Annotated in this window: 17 protein-coding genes; 4 read left to right on the top strand and 13 right to left on the bottom strand. The window is 40.2% G+C overall.

What is annotated here, in order from left to right:
- Positions 1-5: 5 nt before the first annotated feature.
- Positions 6-1220: a glycosyltransferase gene (locus DB520_RS16290; protein ID WP_114750785.1), complete on the bottom strand. Its 1215-nt coding sequence runs from the start codon at positions 1218-1220 to the stop codon at positions 6-8.
- Between the two features lie 107 nt (positions 1221-1327).
- On the opposite strand from DB520_RS16290, the gene DB520_RS16285 reads away from it, so the two are divergent.
- On the top strand, positions 1328-2545 hold the full coding sequence (locus DB520_RS16285; RefSeq protein ID WP_232835018.1) for a glycosyltransferase: 1218 nt from the start codon (positions 1328-1330) through the stop codon (positions 2543-2545).
- Positions 2546-2564: 19 nt separating this feature from the next.
- On the opposite strand, the gene DB520_RS16280 is transcribed toward DB520_RS16285, so the two are convergent.
- The 3 genes from DB520_RS16280 to DB520_RS16270 form a co-directional block, all read right to left on the bottom strand.
- A complete protein-coding gene (locus DB520_RS16280) occupies positions 2565-3758 on the bottom strand; it encodes a sugar transferase (protein ID WP_114750784.1) in 1194 nt (397 codons plus the stop codon).
- Positions 3759-4154 (bottom strand): response regulator transcription factor, encoded by a 396-nt coding sequence (locus tag DB520_RS16275; protein ID WP_114750783.1) that lies wholly within the window; start codon positions 4152-4154, stop codon positions 3759-3761.
- A 219-nt stretch (positions 4155-4373) separates the two neighbouring features.
- Positions 4374-5318, bottom strand: coding sequence for a UDP-glucuronic acid decarboxylase family protein (locus tag DB520_RS16270; protein ID WP_114750782.1), 945 nt, complete (start codon positions 5316-5318; stop codon positions 4374-4376).
- Positions 5319-5654: 336 nt separating this feature from the next.
- Between DB520_RS16270 and DB520_RS16265 the strand changes: the two genes are divergently transcribed.
- Positions 5655-6434, top strand: coding sequence for an NIPSNAP family protein (locus tag DB520_RS16265; protein ID WP_114750781.1), 780 nt, complete (start codon positions 5655-5657; stop codon positions 6432-6434).
- 202 nt (positions 6435-6636) lie between these two features.
- Here the strand turns inward: DB520_RS16265 and DB520_RS16260 are convergent, their stop codons facing one another.
- The 6 genes from DB520_RS16260 to DB520_RS16235 all read right to left on the bottom strand — a co-directional run bounded on the left by DB520_RS16260 (position 6637) and on the right by DB520_RS16235 (position 13227).
- On the bottom strand, positions 6637-7776 hold the full coding sequence (locus tag DB520_RS16260) for an acyltransferase family protein (RefSeq protein ID WP_114750780.1): 1140 nt from the start codon (positions 7774-7776) through the stop codon (positions 6637-6639).
- Between the two features lie 6 nt (positions 7777-7782).
- A complete protein-coding gene (locus DB520_RS16255) occupies positions 7783-8898 on the bottom strand; it encodes a family 20 glycosylhydrolase (protein ID WP_232835017.1) in 1116 nt (371 codons plus the stop codon).
- Positions 8899-9031: 133 nt separating this feature from the next.
- Positions 9032-10252: a heparan-alpha-glucosaminide N-acetyltransferase domain-containing protein gene (locus DB520_RS16250; protein WP_114750779.1), complete on the bottom strand. Its 1221-nt coding sequence runs from the start codon at positions 10250-10252 to the stop codon at positions 9032-9034.
- Between the two features lie 3 nt (positions 10253-10255).
- Positions 10256-10771, bottom strand: coding sequence for a cupin domain-containing protein (locus DB520_RS16245; RefSeq protein ID WP_114750778.1), 516 nt, complete (start codon positions 10769-10771; stop codon positions 10256-10258).
- 48 nt (positions 10772-10819) lie between these two features.
- Positions 10820-11698: an ROK family protein gene (locus tag DB520_RS16240; RefSeq protein WP_114750777.1), complete on the bottom strand. Its 879-nt coding sequence runs from the start codon at positions 11696-11698 to the stop codon at positions 10820-10822.
- A complete protein-coding gene (locus DB520_RS16235) occupies positions 11695-13227 on the bottom strand; it encodes a tetratricopeptide repeat protein (RefSeq protein WP_114750776.1) in 1533 nt (510 codons plus the stop codon). Before DB520_RS16235 ends, DB520_RS16240 begins: the two co-directional genes overlap by 4 nt.
- Positions 13228-13290: 63 nt before the next feature.
- Here DB520_RS16235 and DB520_RS16230 point away from each other — a divergent pair, with 63 nt between their 5' ends.
- Positions 13291-13509 (top strand): PspC domain-containing protein, encoded by a 219-nt coding sequence (locus DB520_RS16230; protein WP_114750775.1) that lies wholly within the window; start codon positions 13291-13293, stop codon positions 13507-13509.
- On the opposite strand, the gene DB520_RS16225 is transcribed toward DB520_RS16230, so the two are convergent.
- Together DB520_RS16225 and DB520_RS16220 are read right to left on the bottom strand one after the other, a co-directional pair.
- Complete coding sequence (locus tag DB520_RS16225; RefSeq protein WP_114750774.1) at positions 13506-14510, bottom strand: glycosyltransferase family 2 protein; 1005 nt, start codon at positions 14508-14510, stop codon at positions 13506-13508. The two genes, DB520_RS16230 and DB520_RS16225, sit on opposite strands and share 4 nt — an antisense overlap.
- Positions 14510-14842 carry a YbaB/EbfC family nucleoid-associated protein gene (locus tag DB520_RS16220; RefSeq protein ID WP_114750773.1) on the bottom strand — a complete coding sequence of 111 codons (333 nt, stop codon included), beginning with the start codon at positions 14840-14842 and terminating at the stop codon, positions 14510-14512. Before DB520_RS16220 ends, DB520_RS16225 begins: the two co-directional genes overlap by 1 nt.
- Before the next feature lie 212 nt (positions 14843-15054).
- Between DB520_RS16220 and DB520_RS16215 the strand changes: the two genes are divergently transcribed.
- Complete coding sequence (locus tag DB520_RS16215) at positions 15055-15351, top strand: hypothetical protein (RefSeq protein ID WP_114750772.1); 297 nt, start codon at positions 15055-15057, stop codon at positions 15349-15351.
- A 36-nt stretch (positions 15352-15387) separates the two neighbouring features.
- Here the strand turns inward: DB520_RS16215 and hisS are convergent, their stop codons facing one another.
- The gene (hisS, locus tag DB520_RS16210) at positions 15388-16764 is read right to left on the bottom strand and encodes a histidine--tRNA ligase (protein WP_114750891.1); all 1377 of its coding nucleotides are present in this window, start codon (positions 16762-16764) and stop codon (positions 15388-15390) included.
- Positions 16765-16868 lie beyond the last annotated feature (104 nt).

Here is a 16868-nt window from a genome sequence, read left to right as displayed (position 1 = left end):
CCTTATTATTCGAATTCACCCTTCCTTTTTTCCCATACTTCCTCAATTTCCATCTTCTGGGTATGTTCGGTAGGCATAAAATCCTTATTCGCTTTTCGTATATTCATAAACCCAGAAAGCTGGCCAAAAACGAAGAGAGGGATTTTCGGAATAACTAATAAAACCGACTTTGGGGTTCGGTTAAGCAACAATATTAAAAGAAATCCAGCAGCGAACAGGCACAAAGCAGCAAATAGAAGCAATCCATATATGGGTGCGACAACTAGGGTAACTATTAAAAGGGCCAAACTCATGCCTACCAAAACTACCATAGGCGGCATCAAAACAACTATTGCAAAAAAGGTCAAGTTCCAATCCAATGACAATAACCCCTTGAAAAAAGCTCCCAAAGCGTCTTTGCTATGCCTAAAGTAACTGTTCAACCACCTGCCCCTTTGTTTGCCGATTTGATGAGCTTGGATGACTTTTTCGTCAAAGACCACAGCCTTGGAAGCATAGGCTATTCTTTCACCTTTTTGCACCATTTGAAGTTGAAGGGACTTATCCTCAGACACTACCACTCCTTTTGCATTTAGTTCCTCCATTTCTTTCCTTAAATTCTCCTTATACAATTTTTTTTCTATGGACATTCCAGAACCTGCTATGGTAGATGAGGATCCAAGAAGAAATGGAGTGGCTCTAACGGAATAATCGTAATAGTATTCTCCCAAAGCATCTAAGGCAGCAAAAGTGCTATCAACATTCTTAGCTATTCTCTTTCCTTGTACCAGGTTAAAACCTTTTTGGTGCCATGCGGCAATCTCGTTTAGAAAATGGTGAGGAACCAAGTTATCAGGATCAAATACTGCCACATGCGTAACCCCGGGATCCATTTCTTCAAGAGCATAATGAAGCGAAGCAACCTTGCTATTAAGGGGGGAACTTGGCTGAAGGAGGTGTAATTTATTGTTTTTAACCTCTATTGGTTGTCCCATGCAGGAATCTGCTACCAGGTAAATTTCAAAATCAGGATAGTTTTGCTTCAGCAAAGCCCTGACCAAAGGCCATGTCATACTTAAATCTTTGTATGCCGTGATGACACAGGCAAAACAAACCCTATCCAAGTTTTTGCTATTAACAGGTTTAATGGTTTTTGCCAAAACAGTAGCCCATATAGCGGTGATTATGGGGAAAAAAAGGTAAAAGGCACATGCGAAAATTAAGATTTGGAGAATTATCAAAGGAATAAAAATTTAAGTTTCAATTATGCGATGAAAATAATATTTTTATGCTGCTTATTCCCTATTTTTAGTCTAATTTTTATTTATTTCTATCAAGGCAGCTTTACATGCATAAATTAAAAGAAATCCCTTTAGTAATGGTGAGTATGTCCAGGTGGGATGGGGATTTTTCTTCAGCTTCGTGGTCTTTAGCTAAAACATTTGCCAAGAACCAGCCCGTAATTTATGTGGACTACCCATTTACATTTTCGGATTATTGGAGGGAAAGGAATCTTCCCAGATTAAAAACCAGGAAAAAAGCGTTATGGAGAAAAAAGGGAGCTTTAAAAAAGCTGGATCAGTATCAAGGTGAACTTTATGCCTTGACTCCTCCACTTATGATACCAATAAATTGGCTGCCTGAAGGAAAAGCTTACAGGTTTTTTTCCAATATCAACGACAATTGGCTTGCCAATTCGATTACCCTTGCCCTTCACAGCTTGGGATTTAGTAGTTGTGTTTTTTTCAATTCATTCAACCCGCTTTACCTCTCCCAACCATCAGGGAAACTGGATTTTCAATTCTACATTTATCAATCTAGGGATAATATCAGGGGGCTTGAGCCTTATTTGAGAAAACACGGCACCCAAGCCGAAATTATTGCCATTCAGCAAGCTGATTTGAGTATTGCCACTTCCAGACAACTTCAGAAAGACCTAAGTTCACTTTCCGGAAAAGAAGTGGCTTATATCCCGAACGCCGCAGATTTCGACAACTTCAAGAAAGCATATTTAGGAAAACCTCCATTACCGGATGAATTAAAGGAAATCCCTGGTCCATTGATTGGCTATACAGGTAATATTTGTCATAGACTGGATTATGACCTCATCAAAGCCATCTGTCTGGCTCACCCTGAGAAAAACCTAGTAATGGTTGGCCCCAGAAACCATTGGAAAAGCACCACCATTGATTTGGATGAAATAGACAATTTACACTTTGTGGGGCCAAAAGCAATCGAAGAATTGCCCAATTATCTTGCCCACTTTGACTTGCTCATCCTACCCTTTTTGTGTAATGAAGTGACAAAAAGCATTTACCCTCTTAAGATCAATGAATATTTGGCTTCGGGAAAACCAATTGTTGCCTCACCTTTCTCAGAAGATATAAAGGATTTTGGTGAATTCATTACTCTGGCAAAAACACCAAAGGAATTTGTAAAAGGTATAGAGGACGGAATAATAAACGATACCTCAGAAAAAAAAGAAAAAAGACATCAAATAGCTGCCCAAAACACGTGGGAATATAGGGTGAAATGTCTGTGGGAACTGGTGGATAAAACAAGATAGCAATTCAGTGCCTGCAATGCTATACATTTTCACTTTGGAAAAGTGCTGGAATGGTTCTCAGGATGATTTTAAAATCGAACCAAAGGCTGAAATTTTTTACATAATCATTGTCCAAGCTCAACCTCTGATCCTCAGACATCTCTCCTCTCCCTCTTTTTTCTACTTGCCAAAGTCCCGTGATGCCTGCGGGGCCTAAAAAACGAAGTGAATATTTATCGGTGGTGATTTTTTCAGCTTCATATAAGGGAAGCGGCCGATTTCCCACCAAAGACATATCTCCCTTGAGAACGTTCCAAAGCTGAGGCAGTTCATCTATGCTGGTGTTCCGAATGAATTTGCCTACCTTAGTAATTCTCGGGTCATCCTGGATTTTGATAAAAGCCACATCCTTATTGGTCGCCTTTCTTTCCTTGTAAATTCTTTCACAGACCACATGATTGTCGTCATACAATGGCTGAAGACATCCTCCACCCGCCTGTTCACACCATTCACATAATTCCCTCACCACTGCCTTTTCGTTAACCTCCTTGGGTGAATTCGCGGTATTGTACTGATTTAGGTGCTTTAAATTTTGCAATTTTGCATCAGCACCAGTATACATAGATCGTAATTTGTAAAACTTGAATATCGTATATCCAGTGCCCACCCTGTAGGAATAATAAAAAATGGGTCCTTTAGATTCGATTTTGATTAAAATCCCAATCACTAGTAGTAATGGGGACACCAATAGCAATACCAAACCAGAACCAATAATATCCACAAGACGCTTCAACAAAGGGATTTTATATGGCTTTAATTGAAAGTCCGATTTTTTGTTGTTTTTCCTAAAGGCTTGGGGATGTTTCAGCGTAAAGGCTATCCTGTATTTTAAATGCTTTTCCTCCATGGGTTGGGCAAATACATCCACAACCCCCTCTTGAAGACAATCCTTGAATTGTTCAGTTTCTAATTTTGGTACGATTAGAAAAAAAGGAATTTGGCCAAACCCCAATTCATTGACCGTTTTTTTTAGCGGAAGGCCATGAATATCCCTCACTGCAGCGGCACTAATGATCAAATCAGGATGGATTTTTTTATGGACCAATGAATTATATAGTGCCACCCCATTGCTAAAGTTAATCAGATGATAGGATCCCTTAAGCAGCTTTCTAATCTCCTCAGCTAACTTTTGGTCTTCCGCTACAATAGCAATTGTACTTAGGTTGCCCTCCATTTATGCATAGGAAAATTTTCCAACTCTTCGGAGTATAGAATTTATTCTTGCCTCTAATTCCTTAGGGTTAAAAGGCTTGACCATAAAATCATCAGCCCCAGCATTTAAAATTTCAATTTTTTTCTCAGAGGATTCTGTTGCAGACAACATGATCACAGGTATCGATGAAAAAAAGCTGCTGGAATTTAAAAATTTCACAAAACTTTCCCCATCTATATCTGGCATATTCAAATCACAGATGATGACATCCGGAATGTTCCCATCTTGCATCCAAGAAATAGCATCTTCCGGTTTATTATAAACCTTAACATTAAATTTTTCTTTGAAATAATGTTGAATGATTAGAAGAACGGAAGGTTCATCATCAATTGCCAATATTTTCAATTCCGATTTCATGGCTCTTTACCGTAGGTGACAAAAGTATTACTCCTCAAATATAACTTAGTTTACTTAAAAACAGTTAAAAAAAATATATTTTTTCGAAATAATTTAAATGACAATACCGTAAAATTAGAACAGAAAGTGTATTTTTTTATAAATTACAAAATATTATATTTAAAAGACGTTTTAATAAAGATCAAATCCAGTTAGTAAATTTGATACCGAAAGGGCATTTTAGCCCATTTCAGTAAGTGTCTTTTCGAAATAAGATATGGTTTTGTCCAGCCCTTCCTTAAGTTGCACTTTAGGCTCCCATTCCAGTTCTTTTTTTGCCAAATCAATAACTGGTTTCCTTTGCATAGGATCATCCTGCGGTAAAGGCATAAACTTCAACTTGCTCTTAGAACCTGTTAATTCAAGTACGTTCTTGGCAAGTTCCATCATGGTAAACTCCACCGGGTTGCCTATGTTCACAGGGCCTGTGAATCCTTCCCTACTCAACATCAATTTATGCATTCCTTGAATTAGATCATCCACATAACAAAAACTCCTGGTTTGTTTTCCATCCCCAAAAATGGTGATATCCTTACCTTGAAGTGCCTGAACGATAAAATTACTCACCACCCTACCATCAAATGGGTTCATTCTAGGCCCATAGGTATTGAATATCCTCATAACTTTGATGGAAAGTTTATTCTGCCTATGGTAGTCAAAAAAAAGTGTTTCTGCGCACCGTTTCCCTTCATCGTAACAAGCCCTAGGGCCTGTCACACTAACACTTCCCTTATAGGATTCAGGTTGTGGGTGAATCTCAGGATCCCCATATACCTCACTAGTACTTGCCTGAAGGATTCTAACTTTCAAACGCTTGGCTAGGCCTAACATGTTGATAGCGCCAATCACCGAGGTTTTGGTGGTTTGGACTGGATCAAATTGATAATGTATAGGACTAGCTGGACAAGCCAAATTATATATTTCATCCACCTCTACGAAGAGTGGCATGGTAACATCATGTCTAAAGAATTCGAAATTCTTGTTATCCAAAAGATGGTGGATATTTTTCCTTCTTCCAGTAAAAAGGTTGTCTACACATAATACCTCGTTACCTTCCTCAAGCAACAAATCGCAAAGGTGGCTCCCTAAAAATCCAGCACCCCCTGTCACTAAAATCCTTTTCATTATTTGGTGGTTTAAAGAATAAATATTTAAAATAAAATGGCGGCTATTAACAATTCTATCACTCAATTACCCAAATTATTGCCTTCAAAAGTAATCATTATTTATTATTCAAAACACGGTTTGGCGGTAATTTCTAAAAAAAAACAAAAAGCCTTTATGCCTACAAAAAATTACATTTAATTGTGAGTTATTAAATTAAACCACCGAATTCCATGCCTGAAGAGGTTTGTGGTTTCGGTGCAAGGAAATTTCCACCTCTCTTAAAAATTGAAATAGAATATTGAAAATTGATAGTACCTTTATGCTTTAGTTCAACGATTATAACTCAAATTAACAATGAAGATTCAGATATTACCAATGCTTCTGGGGTTGTGTGTTTTCTGCACAGTCCATCTACAGGCCCAATCAGGAAAAAGGGAACTGTATGAATTAAAAACCTACCACATCAAAAATGCAGATCAGGAAAAAATGCTTGATGAATACTTACAGCAAGCCTATATCCCCGCCGCAAATCGCCAAGGCATCCAAAAAGTCGGAGTATTCAAACCTAGATCAACAGAAGAAGATGCGGGTAAAATGGTGTACGTTTTCACCCCATTTAAAAACCAAAAAGCCTACTTTGAATTTGAAGGTAAGCTTCAAAAGGACAATAACTACCAGGAGAAAGGCAAGTCCTATATCCATGCCGCCCACGACAATCCTCCATATGAACGCATAGAAACGGCACTTTTATTGGCTTTCTCCGGTATGCCTGCCTTCAAGGAATCCAAGGTCTCTGGCCCTAAAAAAGACAGGGTTTACGAACTTAGAAGTTACGAAGCAGCTACTGAAAGGCTATATAGACAAAAGGTTAAAATGTTTAACCAAGGAGAAATCGATATTTTCGACAAGTTGGATTTCAACCATGTCTTTTACGCGGAAACCTTGGCAGGAGCCAATATGCCGAACCTTATGTACATGACTACATTCGAAAACATGGACACGCGAAACGAGAAATGGAAACAGTTTGGAGCTGACCCTGACTGGGAAGCAATGAAAGACTTGGAGGAGTACAAAAATACGGTTTCCAAAAATGACACCCGCTTATTATATCCAGCGGACTATTCGCAACTATAAAAAGAAGTTTTCTTTTTCTTTAACAGTTTGTGAATCAATCTCTTAATACAGGGGCTTCTTAATGGTCTTGCTACACAATCTACCCCATCAGGGTTAATCCTTATCTAGGTTAACCTTGATGGGTTTTTTAATCGTTTTTGAGCCCTCCTTAAACAGATTATTTACCTTGCATTCTATAAAAAACAAACCAAATAAGATTTCCTTAAACTTTAATATAAATTCGCTTCTTATCCATGAGGAACCCAATTAGCCAAATAAGCAGCATAAAGGCCACCGAAAACAAAAAAGAAGCCAAATTTAGGGGTAGGAAAGGCGCGAAAAGATTTTCAAAAATATAAACTTTAGACATTACCCCTCCGATATAAATTACCATCATGATTCGGGCCAATACACCGGATAGCACATACAAGACAAGGGGATTCCTACCATAAACTTCAAAGAAATAAGCCCAGGATTTCAATTGAAACACCTCCAGTAGGCAAATCAAAATAGCCAAAATCCCAGTGGACCAACCTATAGTGTACAACACAAAACTACTTGTCCAAATTTTCTTGTTTATGGGAAAAAATGGATCCCACACCAACCCAAGAAGGATTAGGATTAGTCCTGTGGCAAAAAGCATATAAGCGGCCTTTTCTTTCGATGTGATACGCTGAAGATAGATTCCTACTAAATATCCTCCTAACACATTTACAGTAGCAGGTAATGTACTCAATAACCCTTCTGGGTCAAAAGGAACCCCCTCCCCTTTATACAAATGAGCTTCACCAATTACCCACAGATCAAATTTTCTTGCTGCATTGCCCAGCAAAGCAAAGGGGTCTTCCCCCTCCCCAAACCAATACATGATTCCCCAATAACCCATTAAAATAGCTATTATGATAAGGATAGTTAATCGCTTTGTGGTAAAGCGAATAAGTAAAGCTGCTAAAAAGTAGCATAGGGCAATCCTTTGTAGAACTCCCATCCACCTTATGCTTCCTAGATCTATAAGTTCATATTGTCCATCTACTACCCTGAAAAACGGGAACATTCCCAATAAAAAGCCTATGGAGAAAATAATTAATGCCCTTTTTCCCACTTTACTGAAAAAAGCACCGTTGGATTTCAGTTTAAACTTTGCCATGGAGAAACTCATGGCGTTTCCTACTACAAATAAAAAAGAAGGGAAAACCAAATCGGTAACTGTGAAACCATGCCAAGAAGCATGTTTCAAAGGTTCATATACCGCAGACCAAGAACCGGGAGTGTTTACCACCACCATCAGAGCTATTGTCAATCCCCTTAAGACATCCAAGGACTGGTATCTTTGGGTGGTAGAAAGCAAGTCATTGGGGGGCATTCTGTTTTACCAAATTAGACCTACAAAATTCTCTTTTTCAAATACCTCAACAAAAGTTACCCAAGGCTGATCAACCTCCTTTTCAGCCGAGGGATCAGCCAGGTACTTTTCCAGCCCATCCAGAAAAACGTCTGCCCCAGACCATACTGTAACCATTACTCCCTGAAACCTATCTTTCATTTCAGAGGTATTGTGGTTTCGGAAAGTAACCATATCCTCAAGCTGTTGAACCCCAACCTGCGGCTTGTTCCAGGAGCAGGAAATGACATCCAAACCCTTAGCCGCAAAAATAACAGGTGTCTGTATAGGTGAATTATAATGCCAATCACAAATCATCACTTCCTTGGGAATCAAGTCAATGGCCCTATGTGTATTATTCATACTGCCTTCCCACATCCCAATTCCGGTACGTTTCCCATCAATCAATCTATCTCCCCAAATCCACAACCTTCTTCCTTGGAGGTCTAAATGGTTCTGAATTTTAGTGACCTCACCTGCAAAAAGTTCGGCCTTGTCCAATCCCCCACATCTAGGGCATTTATCATCACCAATAAAGAATACTTCATCCATGCCGGCATGAAAGTCGGAGGTTTCAAAGGCCTCACAAAGCTCATCCACCAATGCGAAAACAACCTCATGGACTTCAGGATGTAAGGGGCAATAACTCTTACAATAAAGGCCATCTTCATTTGGCCATTCATAGTTTTCTGGCATTTTAACATGGGGGGTTTCATCAAATTCCGGATATTCTTTCAGTAAATTGCCCAAAGTGCCCGCCCAGGATTGGTGTCCTAAAAGATTGATCTGTGGAACTACCTTTATTCCATGTTTTTTTGCAGCCATTTTTATTTTATCCACATCCCCCTTGGTTAAGGGATTCTCATCCTGCAGCTCTGGGTGGGACTGGAATGCATAATTGAAATCAACACGGAGAACCAGTGTATTTATACCCCTTGGGCCAAGTTCCTCCTCCATAAACTTTACAAATCGGTCAAGCCCATCAGAATTAGGAGCCGCAATGGCAAAACCCTTTACGGGTAAATCCTGCGAAAAAGAAGTGAAACTTAAAAAAAGGAATAACGAGCTTAACAATAGTTTCATTTTTTCCGATAGTGTTCTCATGATGAGGAGGTTTGGGTGATTAATAAAATTTTTAAATTTCAATAAGTCAAATATCACAGGAATATCCAAGTTTTGAAAACCGAATATCACAATTAACATTGGATTTTGGCTAATTTCTAAAAAGGTCAAAGCCCTATACTTTTAACCTTATCTTCACTTTTTCCAAAAGTCCAGTCACCAAAATGATACCTATTGCGTAAAAGAGGGATTTAATAATTCCCACTCCACCAGTCCTAAGCCATATGGGAAGATATAAAGCTGATAGACTCAACAATGCATAATGCACATAAGGCAATAAGTAACAGGTCAGGGTGCTGGTACCTGCTGGCTTTATGAAATCAAACCATGATTTTTTGCCCTTTAACTCCACGAGCCAAATCATTGCTCCGTATACAGCCATACTTATACCCAAACATATCCAAACCCAAGAAGGGGAAGATCCAATTTTATGGATACCCCAGATAGGTCTGGTGATTAATCCCAGTACTACCGATAAAAGCGCCCCAATAAGCAGGAATATCCAAAACCTGTTTCTATAGTTGGTGGAAAACCATTCCCTGAAATAAATGGAAACAATAACCCCACCCATGCAACTCACTGGTGTAGCACCATTATCGATTAGCCAAATATAAGGTCGAATAGTGCTAAGAAATCCTAGGAAACCCGATTTCTCCATTACATGAAAACTCACCAGGAGCAGGAAACTCATCCAAAGCGCATTTTTGTTCTCCTGGCAAATCAAATAAATCAAACTTACAATTAGATAACCCCAGCCAATAAGTCCTAAGATTCCCCACCATTTTGGACGCATCCAGGTAGGTTCATCCATTGGACCGCCTTGGTAAATGGCCGCAAGACCTATTAAGAGTACTATCCCTAAACCCTGAAGGTAGGGTTTAAATTGAACCTTCTCCCATCTGGAATAATCCATCCAAACCAGAAAGAAACCTATGGTAATCAGTATCTGCCAAGCCGGCTTTGGCAATAAAGCCAATTCACTGTTATAGGATTCCAAGTTGACATGGAAAACCCCCATAATAATCAGGGCGAGGGATCGAATTACTATGTGTGCAAGGATTTGAGTATCGCTATCCCCCTTACTTTTTCTATTGGATATAGCATATGGAATAGATAGCCCTACGATAAACAAAAAAGCGGGAAATACGACATCGGCGAGTCCCAGCCCATCTACGCCTGCGGGCACATGATCCAGCCATTTGGGAGTCTCTTGGAGCGTCCAAAGGTCATTGACAAATATCATCAGCAACATAGTAAGGGCCCGATATACATCTATAGCATGTAACCGAACCCTTTTTTTTGGTGCCTTTTCAAATACAGTGTTACTCCCCGTCATTGCCTAGTTTCTCTGAAAATCATCCTGTACCCTTACAATGTCATCCTCGTTGGAAGGCTGCGTGGGGTCTGTATGCATCCATATCTCAGCCACTATCCCCCAGTCATCAAGGCCAACCAGCCTATGCCGTTGTCCCTGATTCAAACTGACCACTTCACCGGTTTTCATTTCTTCCAATGGCCCCTCCTCGTCTGTTTCACTGGTAATGATACCCCCTTTACCCCCAACGAGTTTCCAAATTTCTGCCCTTCGAAAATGATATTGCCAGGACAGTCTTTTTTTAGGGGCCACCATTAATATTTTGGGGCTTAGCTTTTTGGACAATTGAGACTCACTAAATGAAACCTCAGGAAAAAAGGTTTTTCTGAATTTATCAATCTGTTCTTCGGAAATTACAAAAAAACCTCCCCAGGGCCTAGCATCGTCCTCACTGGCTATTTCGAAACCATTTTCTTTCAGCCAATTCTTGACAGCAAAAAAAACCCCACTCTTATTGGCATTCTTTTCAATCTTAATCATATCTCACTTTTTAGGTTTTATCTAATATGCATATAAATTTACCAATATTTAATCCTCGTATTCCTTACTGCTTCTTGATTTTTGCCAAATGGAAGCCGCTCCATATTTTGAGGCTAATTCACCTAACTTACTGATGTGAATACCAATCGACAAATCAGCATTTTCTATGATTTTTATAGTATGCGGCAAAAACAAATTTGCAGCTTTGGATATATTGCCCCCCACGATTAGCGTATCTATACCCTTTTCTTTAAGGTGAGGCACGAGAAATTCCCCTAAATTTTGGCCAAATTCCCTCAAGGCCTCCTCTGCAATTGCCCTGTCCACCTCTTCCAATAAGGGTTTCAACCCATTGATTTCCAGCCCATAGTTTACACTTGACCAAGTTTTAAACCAATTGGTGCCAAGGTAATCTTCTGCAATAAGGTCCCTAAATGGAGATGACCACAACTCAGCATCCTCGGCCATGCCTTCAAGTCTAAAAGCTGTGCCAAGGCCAGTGCCAAGTGTAATACCCATAAGCCTGGAAGAGTCTTCTAAACCTCTGTAATCAATTTCCCCCTGAAGAAACGCGGCAGCATCGTTGGTAAATATGATTTTTTCGGAATCAATACCAAGTTGCTCGGCAAAGTGCGCTTTAATATTCATTCCATACAGAGCGGAAAATTTTCCCTGATCCCTAAGGTAGGCTATTCCATTTTTATAGTCAAACGGAGCAGGCATGGCTATACCCATACCTGAATAAGAGGATAGGGGAAATTGGTTAAGCAGGTTGAGCCATTGCCCTAATATTTGGATTTTTGAGCCCAAAGCATCTACTTCTACCCTTTCGAAATTTTGTTCGTCGATTACTTTGGCATTTACATCGACAGGAGCTCCTGAGATATGCGATCCTCCAATATCCACACCCAAAACCCAGTTTTTCATTTCAATGCCATTTTAAAAGCTTCACTTTCCCTGTACACTTTGAACTCAAGATCTTCCACCGCTCTCAAACGGAGTTTTTCACTTTTCTCTGTGGCCTTTCCCAGATACTCACCTAACTTATCCACCTCACCGTTCCTTGCTGCAATAAGGGCCAATCCATAGAAAGGATATCCATTTTCCATATTCATCAAAGCTGCTTCCTCAAAATTGACCAAAGAATTCAGGTAGTCCTCGGCCAGTAGGTAGGCCAACCCCTTATTGAAAAGTGTGATTTCATCAGCAAAAGATTTGTCAAGATGGATGATTCCTAGTCTATAATCGCCAGTATGTATCGAAACTGCACCCAGTTTTGCCTCATGCTTCTTTCGTAAATCGGCATTTTCGGTAAGGTACATGCTTTTGTAAAATTCTTCATAGGCTCCAGAGTAATCCCCAAAAATCATCAGGATTAAGGCATAGTTATAAGAGGCATACGGATTAGGAAATATGGAATTGGCCTCATTGAACGCATGCCTAGCCAAACCTAAGTAACGGTTTTTATCGGAGGTGCTAGCAGTCCTTTCCGCAAGGTTCAGCAGGGTTACGCCATAGTTGTTCCAGGCAAAAACACTGGGGTAAGCCTTTACCAAACCTTCAAAAAGCCTGCTCCTTTCCTGTAGCCTTGGTTCTTCCATGGCCGCAAACGCCAATTCTGCCTCCGGCAAGGTTTGGGGAGAGGCATTATTGGTAAGGATGTGGTTGGCCATGACAGAAATTTCTTGGTCAGACATGCCCCTTTGCCCCACACCTACCCGAAATGTGGACACTCTCCCAAAGACCTCCCTGGCAATCTTGTCATATTGGGGAAGGGCTTTCAGCCTTTTTTCTTTGTAATAATAGTCTCCTTTGCCTTCCAGGATTTTCAAAAAGGCAGATTTCTCTTCAAAACTCACTCCTGAATACCTCATTATTGCATTTTTCAGCTCTTGCCATCCCCCATGATACATACCAAAAAGCTGGTTCTGGTCGTGGGGAACTTCAAGCCCCCATTTGGGAATACTGCCCTCCTCATAACTCTCCCCCAACATCGCTAGAGATTGCGTATTTATTATCCCGGTAGATACGGTGGCCTTCTTGGAAGATTTTCGGAACCTGCCATTCCTGTCGGTTGCTACCCCATATACCTTTAATTCCCCTTTTTCCATACCCTCTCTATAAGGCATACTCAGTGTCAATTTATCTTGGGGAGCCACCGCAGGGTTTTCATCTTCCCCTTTGAAGGTTAGGGTTTCATCAAATATGTATATCCTGTTGTTGGCATAATGGAATTCTGGAAAAAGGGTATATACCACATCCTTGGTAATAGCTTGCCTGGGCAGTAGGACCACAAGTTCAAAGTTCACTTCCTGGCCTTGCCTTTTTAATACAGGAGGATTGACGGATATTTTTTGATTTTCGGCTTTTTTTATAAATTGCCGAACGGAACAGGAAGAAAGTAAAAACAGTAAGAAGAAAATTTTACAAGTAGTAGATATATTTAAAACAATCATAGGTTTGGCACGTTATCTTCAATATTTGGTATTTTTTTTGAGAAGACTTCTACGATTATGACTATGGAAAAGATCAAACTATTCTTCCAAGAGAGCGCCTTCGGTGTATGCTCAAAATTAGGGGAAAAATTAAATTTCCCCATTGACAGCATCAGGTTGTTTTTCATTTATGCTTCATTTATAACTTTAGGTTCCCCCATTATCGTCTATGTTTCCCTGGCTATGATGATGAAAATCAGAAAATACGTAAGAAAGATGAATAATCCCGTTCTTTTTGATTAACGGGTTCCAGAGAATGTTTTTATTCCTTCCACGTAATATTTGTAAATTATCGAATGTACCGGGTTTTTTAGCACGGTGATATTTCTTTTTTTCGTTTTTGAAGTTGTTGGCAAGTTATTTTTCCGCAACAGAAAATGCAGATATGCCTTTACAATTGCCATGCCATGAGGGAGACCCTGTGTCAATGTCACGTGAAAGGCAGCTGCTGTATCCCACACTATTCTCATCAAAAAGACCTTTAGAAAATCCCAATTTGCAAGGTTCTTCCTCAACATATAAAGGCTATTCCTGAAATTAAGGTAGGTCTTATAAGGGTTGGATTTGTGTAAGGTACCTCCTCCAAGGTGATAAACCACGACAGTTGGAAAAGAAAAAATCTTTTTCCCTTCTTTTCGTAAACGAATGCAAAGGTCTATTTCTTCCATATGAGCAAAAAAGTGAGAGTCAAATCCTCCTGCACTATGAAAGTCCTCCGTCCTGACGCAGAAACATGCCCCACTTGCCCAATCCACCTCCACAGGATCATCATATTGCCCCAGGTCTTTTTCTAGGGTATGAAGAATCCTTCCCCGACAAAAAGGGTAACCCAGCAAATCCAAATAGCCTCCTGAGGCTCCGGCATAATCAAAAAACCCATCCTCATTGAGGGATAAAATCTTAGGTTGAGCTGCTGTAGCATTCCATGTCTCCATTTGAGAGACTAAGGAATGATCCCAGTATGGGGTCACAGCAATATCCGAATTTAACAGGATATAATATTCATATTTCCCTTTAACCAGTTCTAATCCAGACGTGTAACCTCCGCTATAACCAAGATTCCTCTCGAGCCGGATAATCTGCACCTTGGTGAAATTATCGCTAATGAACCTGATCGAACCATCCGTACTGTTATTGTCTATCAGCACTATTGGGTAATTGGAAAGGGTGTGAATGGAGGGGAAAAAGCGCTTCAGAATCTTTTCCCCGTTGTAATTTAAAATGACGATTGCCGCCTTCTCCATCAAAACATGTTTCCAAAATCCATTCCGGGGATATTGGGCATCATCCCCTCTGTAGCACTTTGCATTTTTTCCTTAATCTTTACATCTATACTTTCCAGGGCTTTGTTGGTTGCCGCGACAGTCAAATCCTTAAGCATTTCTTTGTCAGAAGGCGTAAGCAAGGAGTCATCCAATTCAATATCTACTACTCTCCTTTCACCATTCACAATCACTTTCACCATACCTGCTCCTGCCTCACCTTCAGCCTGTAAGTGAACCAATTGTTCTTGGGTGGCTTTAATTTTTGCCTGGGCTTCCTTGACCTTATTCATCATGGCCATTATATCCATCATATTAATTTTTGTTTTTGTTTTACAAATATAATTTTTTTTCCGGCGACCGCCTACACATATTTAAACGTTTAACATATGGAAATATCGCCGAATACAACATTTTATTTTTAATTAACAAAGAAAACGGTTAATATGAAACATATTCATCAAGTGTCCGTTATAAAAGTATTGTTATATGGATTACTGTACCAAAAAACCTAACTTAAAATGCTATGACTAACACCTTAGAAAAAGCCATTGTTAAAATCGAGAAAGAGAAAATCAATCAATTGACTTTTTCTAAACGAGAAGTATTGTTGGATGAGGAGGCTAGAATGTTAAGGGAACACGATCTCAATAGGGCTCAAGTACTTGGCAATCTATCTCAAGGTAAGGTATGGATAACTTTTGAATCGGCAGCTGGTGATTTATACCAAGTTTACACCACCATATGGGCTGTAGGGTCGGCCTTTATTACCCTAAAACGAGGTGTGGTTATCCCCATTAATGCCATTTTGAAAGTAGAGTAAAGACCTTTCTGCCAAATGCTCCCCATCCAGGAGCATTTATTTTTTGCCTAAAGCTAGAATAGATAAAATTTCCTCAATCTTCATTTTTTCCTGTTCCCCACTAGCCAAGGATTTAAGACTAAGAATTCCAGTTTTCATCTCCTCACTGCCCACTACTATCACATAGGGGACACCTTTTTTATCTGCATAGTTGAATTGCTTTTTTATCTTAGCTGATTCGGGATAAATTTCCGCAGACACACCCCTGTCTCTTAACTGCTGCACAACCCCCAACCCAAACTTTTGTTCCTCCAATCCAAAATGTGCAATCATCACCTGCACGGGTGGCTGATCGGTTTGGCCAAAAAGTCCCAGCTCCTCCATTACATCGTAAATCCTGTCAACCCCAAAAGAAAAACCCACTCCTGATACATCAGGCAAGCCAAACACCCCAGTCAAATTGTCATATCTGCCTCCACCACTTACGGCACCAATAGCCACATTATTCACCTTCACTTCAAATATTGCGCCTGTATAATAAGTAAGCCCTCTGGCAAGGTTGGGGTCAAGTTGCACGTTTTCATAGGAGCCCCCTAAAGCTGAAAGGAAATCAAAAACCAGGCGGAGTTCTTCCACCCCATTGGTACCAGCTACACTGCCACGGAGAAACTCCTCAAGATAGCCAAATGTTTCACGGGCATCCTTGAACTCCTTTTTCACCAAAGGCGACAAATCCTGAATTGAACTGTCCGTAAAGCCCCTTTGCTTAAGCTCTTCCCCTACTTTTTCCCAGCCTATTTTGTCCAACTTGTCTATAGCCACACACAACTCCTGTTCTTTTCCTGCCGCTCCTATGGTTTCGGCTATACCAGTAAGAATTTTCCTGTTGTTTATCTTTATGGTGTAATCCGAAATGCCCAATGCCTGAAATACACGCTTGATCATCTGTACGATTTCCGCCTCACAGAGCAGGCTGTCCGTTCCCACCACATCCGCATCGCACTGGTAAAACTCCCTATATCTCCCTCTTTGGGGCCTATCCGCTCTCCATACTGGCTGGATCTGGTACCTCTTGAAAGGAAAACTGAGTTCGTTTCGGTTCATGACCACATAGCGGGCAAAGGGCACTGTAAGGTCGTAACGTAGGCCTTTTTCTGCTATTTTGGTAAGCATGGCCTGAGCGCCTTCCTCAAAGTCTACGGTATGGGTTTTCTTTAAAAAATCTCCGGAGTTAAGTATTTTGAAAAGCAACTGATCGCCCTCCTCTCCGTATTTGCCGGTTAGGGTACTCAGGTTTTCCATTGCAGGGGTTTCCAAGGCTTGAAAACCATAGAGACGGAAGGTATCTTTAATGGTTTCTAAAATAAAGTTTCTCCTTCCCATTTCCACGGGTCCGAAATCCCTTGTTCCTTTGGGCAATGACGGTTTTAGCATACGGCAATCGTTTAGGATATTTGGCGCAAAGGTATAAAAAACATCCAAAATTTCCCGAGTTTCAACCAAGCGGTCCTCTCTACTTTCGCTAAATTTACCCAAAA

It is taken from the genome of Pleomorphovibrio marinus (genome assembly GCF_003347495.1).
Lineage (GTDB): Bacteria > Bacteroidota > Bacteroidia > Cytophagales > Cyclobacteriaceae > Pleomorphovibrio > Pleomorphovibrio marinus.
Note: the sequence above shows the minus strand (reverse complement) of the source record. Positions and strands in the feature narration are given on the sequence as shown.

Coding starts and splice junctions, on each gene's coding strand:
- DB520_RS16285 (WP_232835018.1), top strand. CDS start 1,328: ATGCATAAATTAAAAGAAATCCCTTTAGTAATGGTGAGTATGTCCAGG.
- DB520_RS16280 (WP_114750784.1), bottom strand. CDS start 3,758: ATGGAGGGCAACCTAAGTACAATTGCTATTGTAGCGGAAGACCAAAAG.
- DB520_RS16275 (WP_114750783.1), bottom strand. CDS start 4,154: ATGAAATCGGAATTGAAAATATTGGCAATTGATGATGAACCTTCCGTT.
- DB520_RS16270 (WP_114750782.1), bottom strand. CDS start 5,318: ATGAAAAGGATTTTAGTGACAGGGGGTGCTGGATTTTTAGGGAGCCAC.
- DB520_RS16265 (WP_114750781.1), top strand. CDS start 5,655: ATGAAGATTCAGATATTACCAATGCTTCTGGGGTTGTGTGTTTTCTGC.
- DB520_RS16260 (WP_114750780.1), bottom strand. CDS start 7,776: ATGCCCCCCAATGACTTGCTTTCTACCACCCAAAGATACCAGTCCTTG.
- DB520_RS16255 (WP_232835017.1), bottom strand. CDS start 8,898: ATGAGAACACTATCGGAAAAAATGAAACTATTGTTAAGCTCGTTATTC.
- DB520_RS16250 (WP_114750779.1), bottom strand. CDS start 10,252: ATGACGGGGAGTAACACTGTATTTGAAAAGGCACCAAAAAAAAGGGTT.
- DB520_RS16245 (WP_114750778.1), bottom strand. CDS start 10,771: ATGATTAAGATTGAAAAGAATGCCAATAAGAGTGGGGTTTTTTTTGCT.
- DB520_RS16240 (WP_114750777.1), bottom strand. CDS start 11,698: ATGAAAAACTGGGTTTTGGGTGTGGATATTGGAGGATCGCATATCTCA.
- DB520_RS16235 (WP_114750776.1), bottom strand. CDS start 13,227: ATGATTGTTTTAAATATATCTACTACTTGTAAAATTTTCTTCTTACTG.
- DB520_RS16230 (WP_114750775.1), top strand. CDS start 13,291: ATGGAAAAGATCAAACTATTCTTCCAAGAGAGCGCCTTCGGTGTATGC.
- DB520_RS16225 (WP_114750774.1), bottom strand. CDS start 14,510: ATGGAGAAGGCGGCAATCGTCATTTTAAATTACAACGGGGAAAAGATT.
- DB520_RS16220 (WP_114750773.1), bottom strand. CDS start 14,842: ATGATGGATATAATGGCCATGATGAATAAGGTCAAGGAAGCCCAGGCA.
- DB520_RS16215 (WP_114750772.1), top strand. CDS start 15,055: ATGACTAACACCTTAGAAAAAGCCATTGTTAAAATCGAGAAAGAGAAA.
- hisS (WP_114750891.1), bottom strand. CDS start 16,764: ATGCTAAAACCGTCATTGCCCAAAGGAACAAGGGATTTCGGACCCGTG.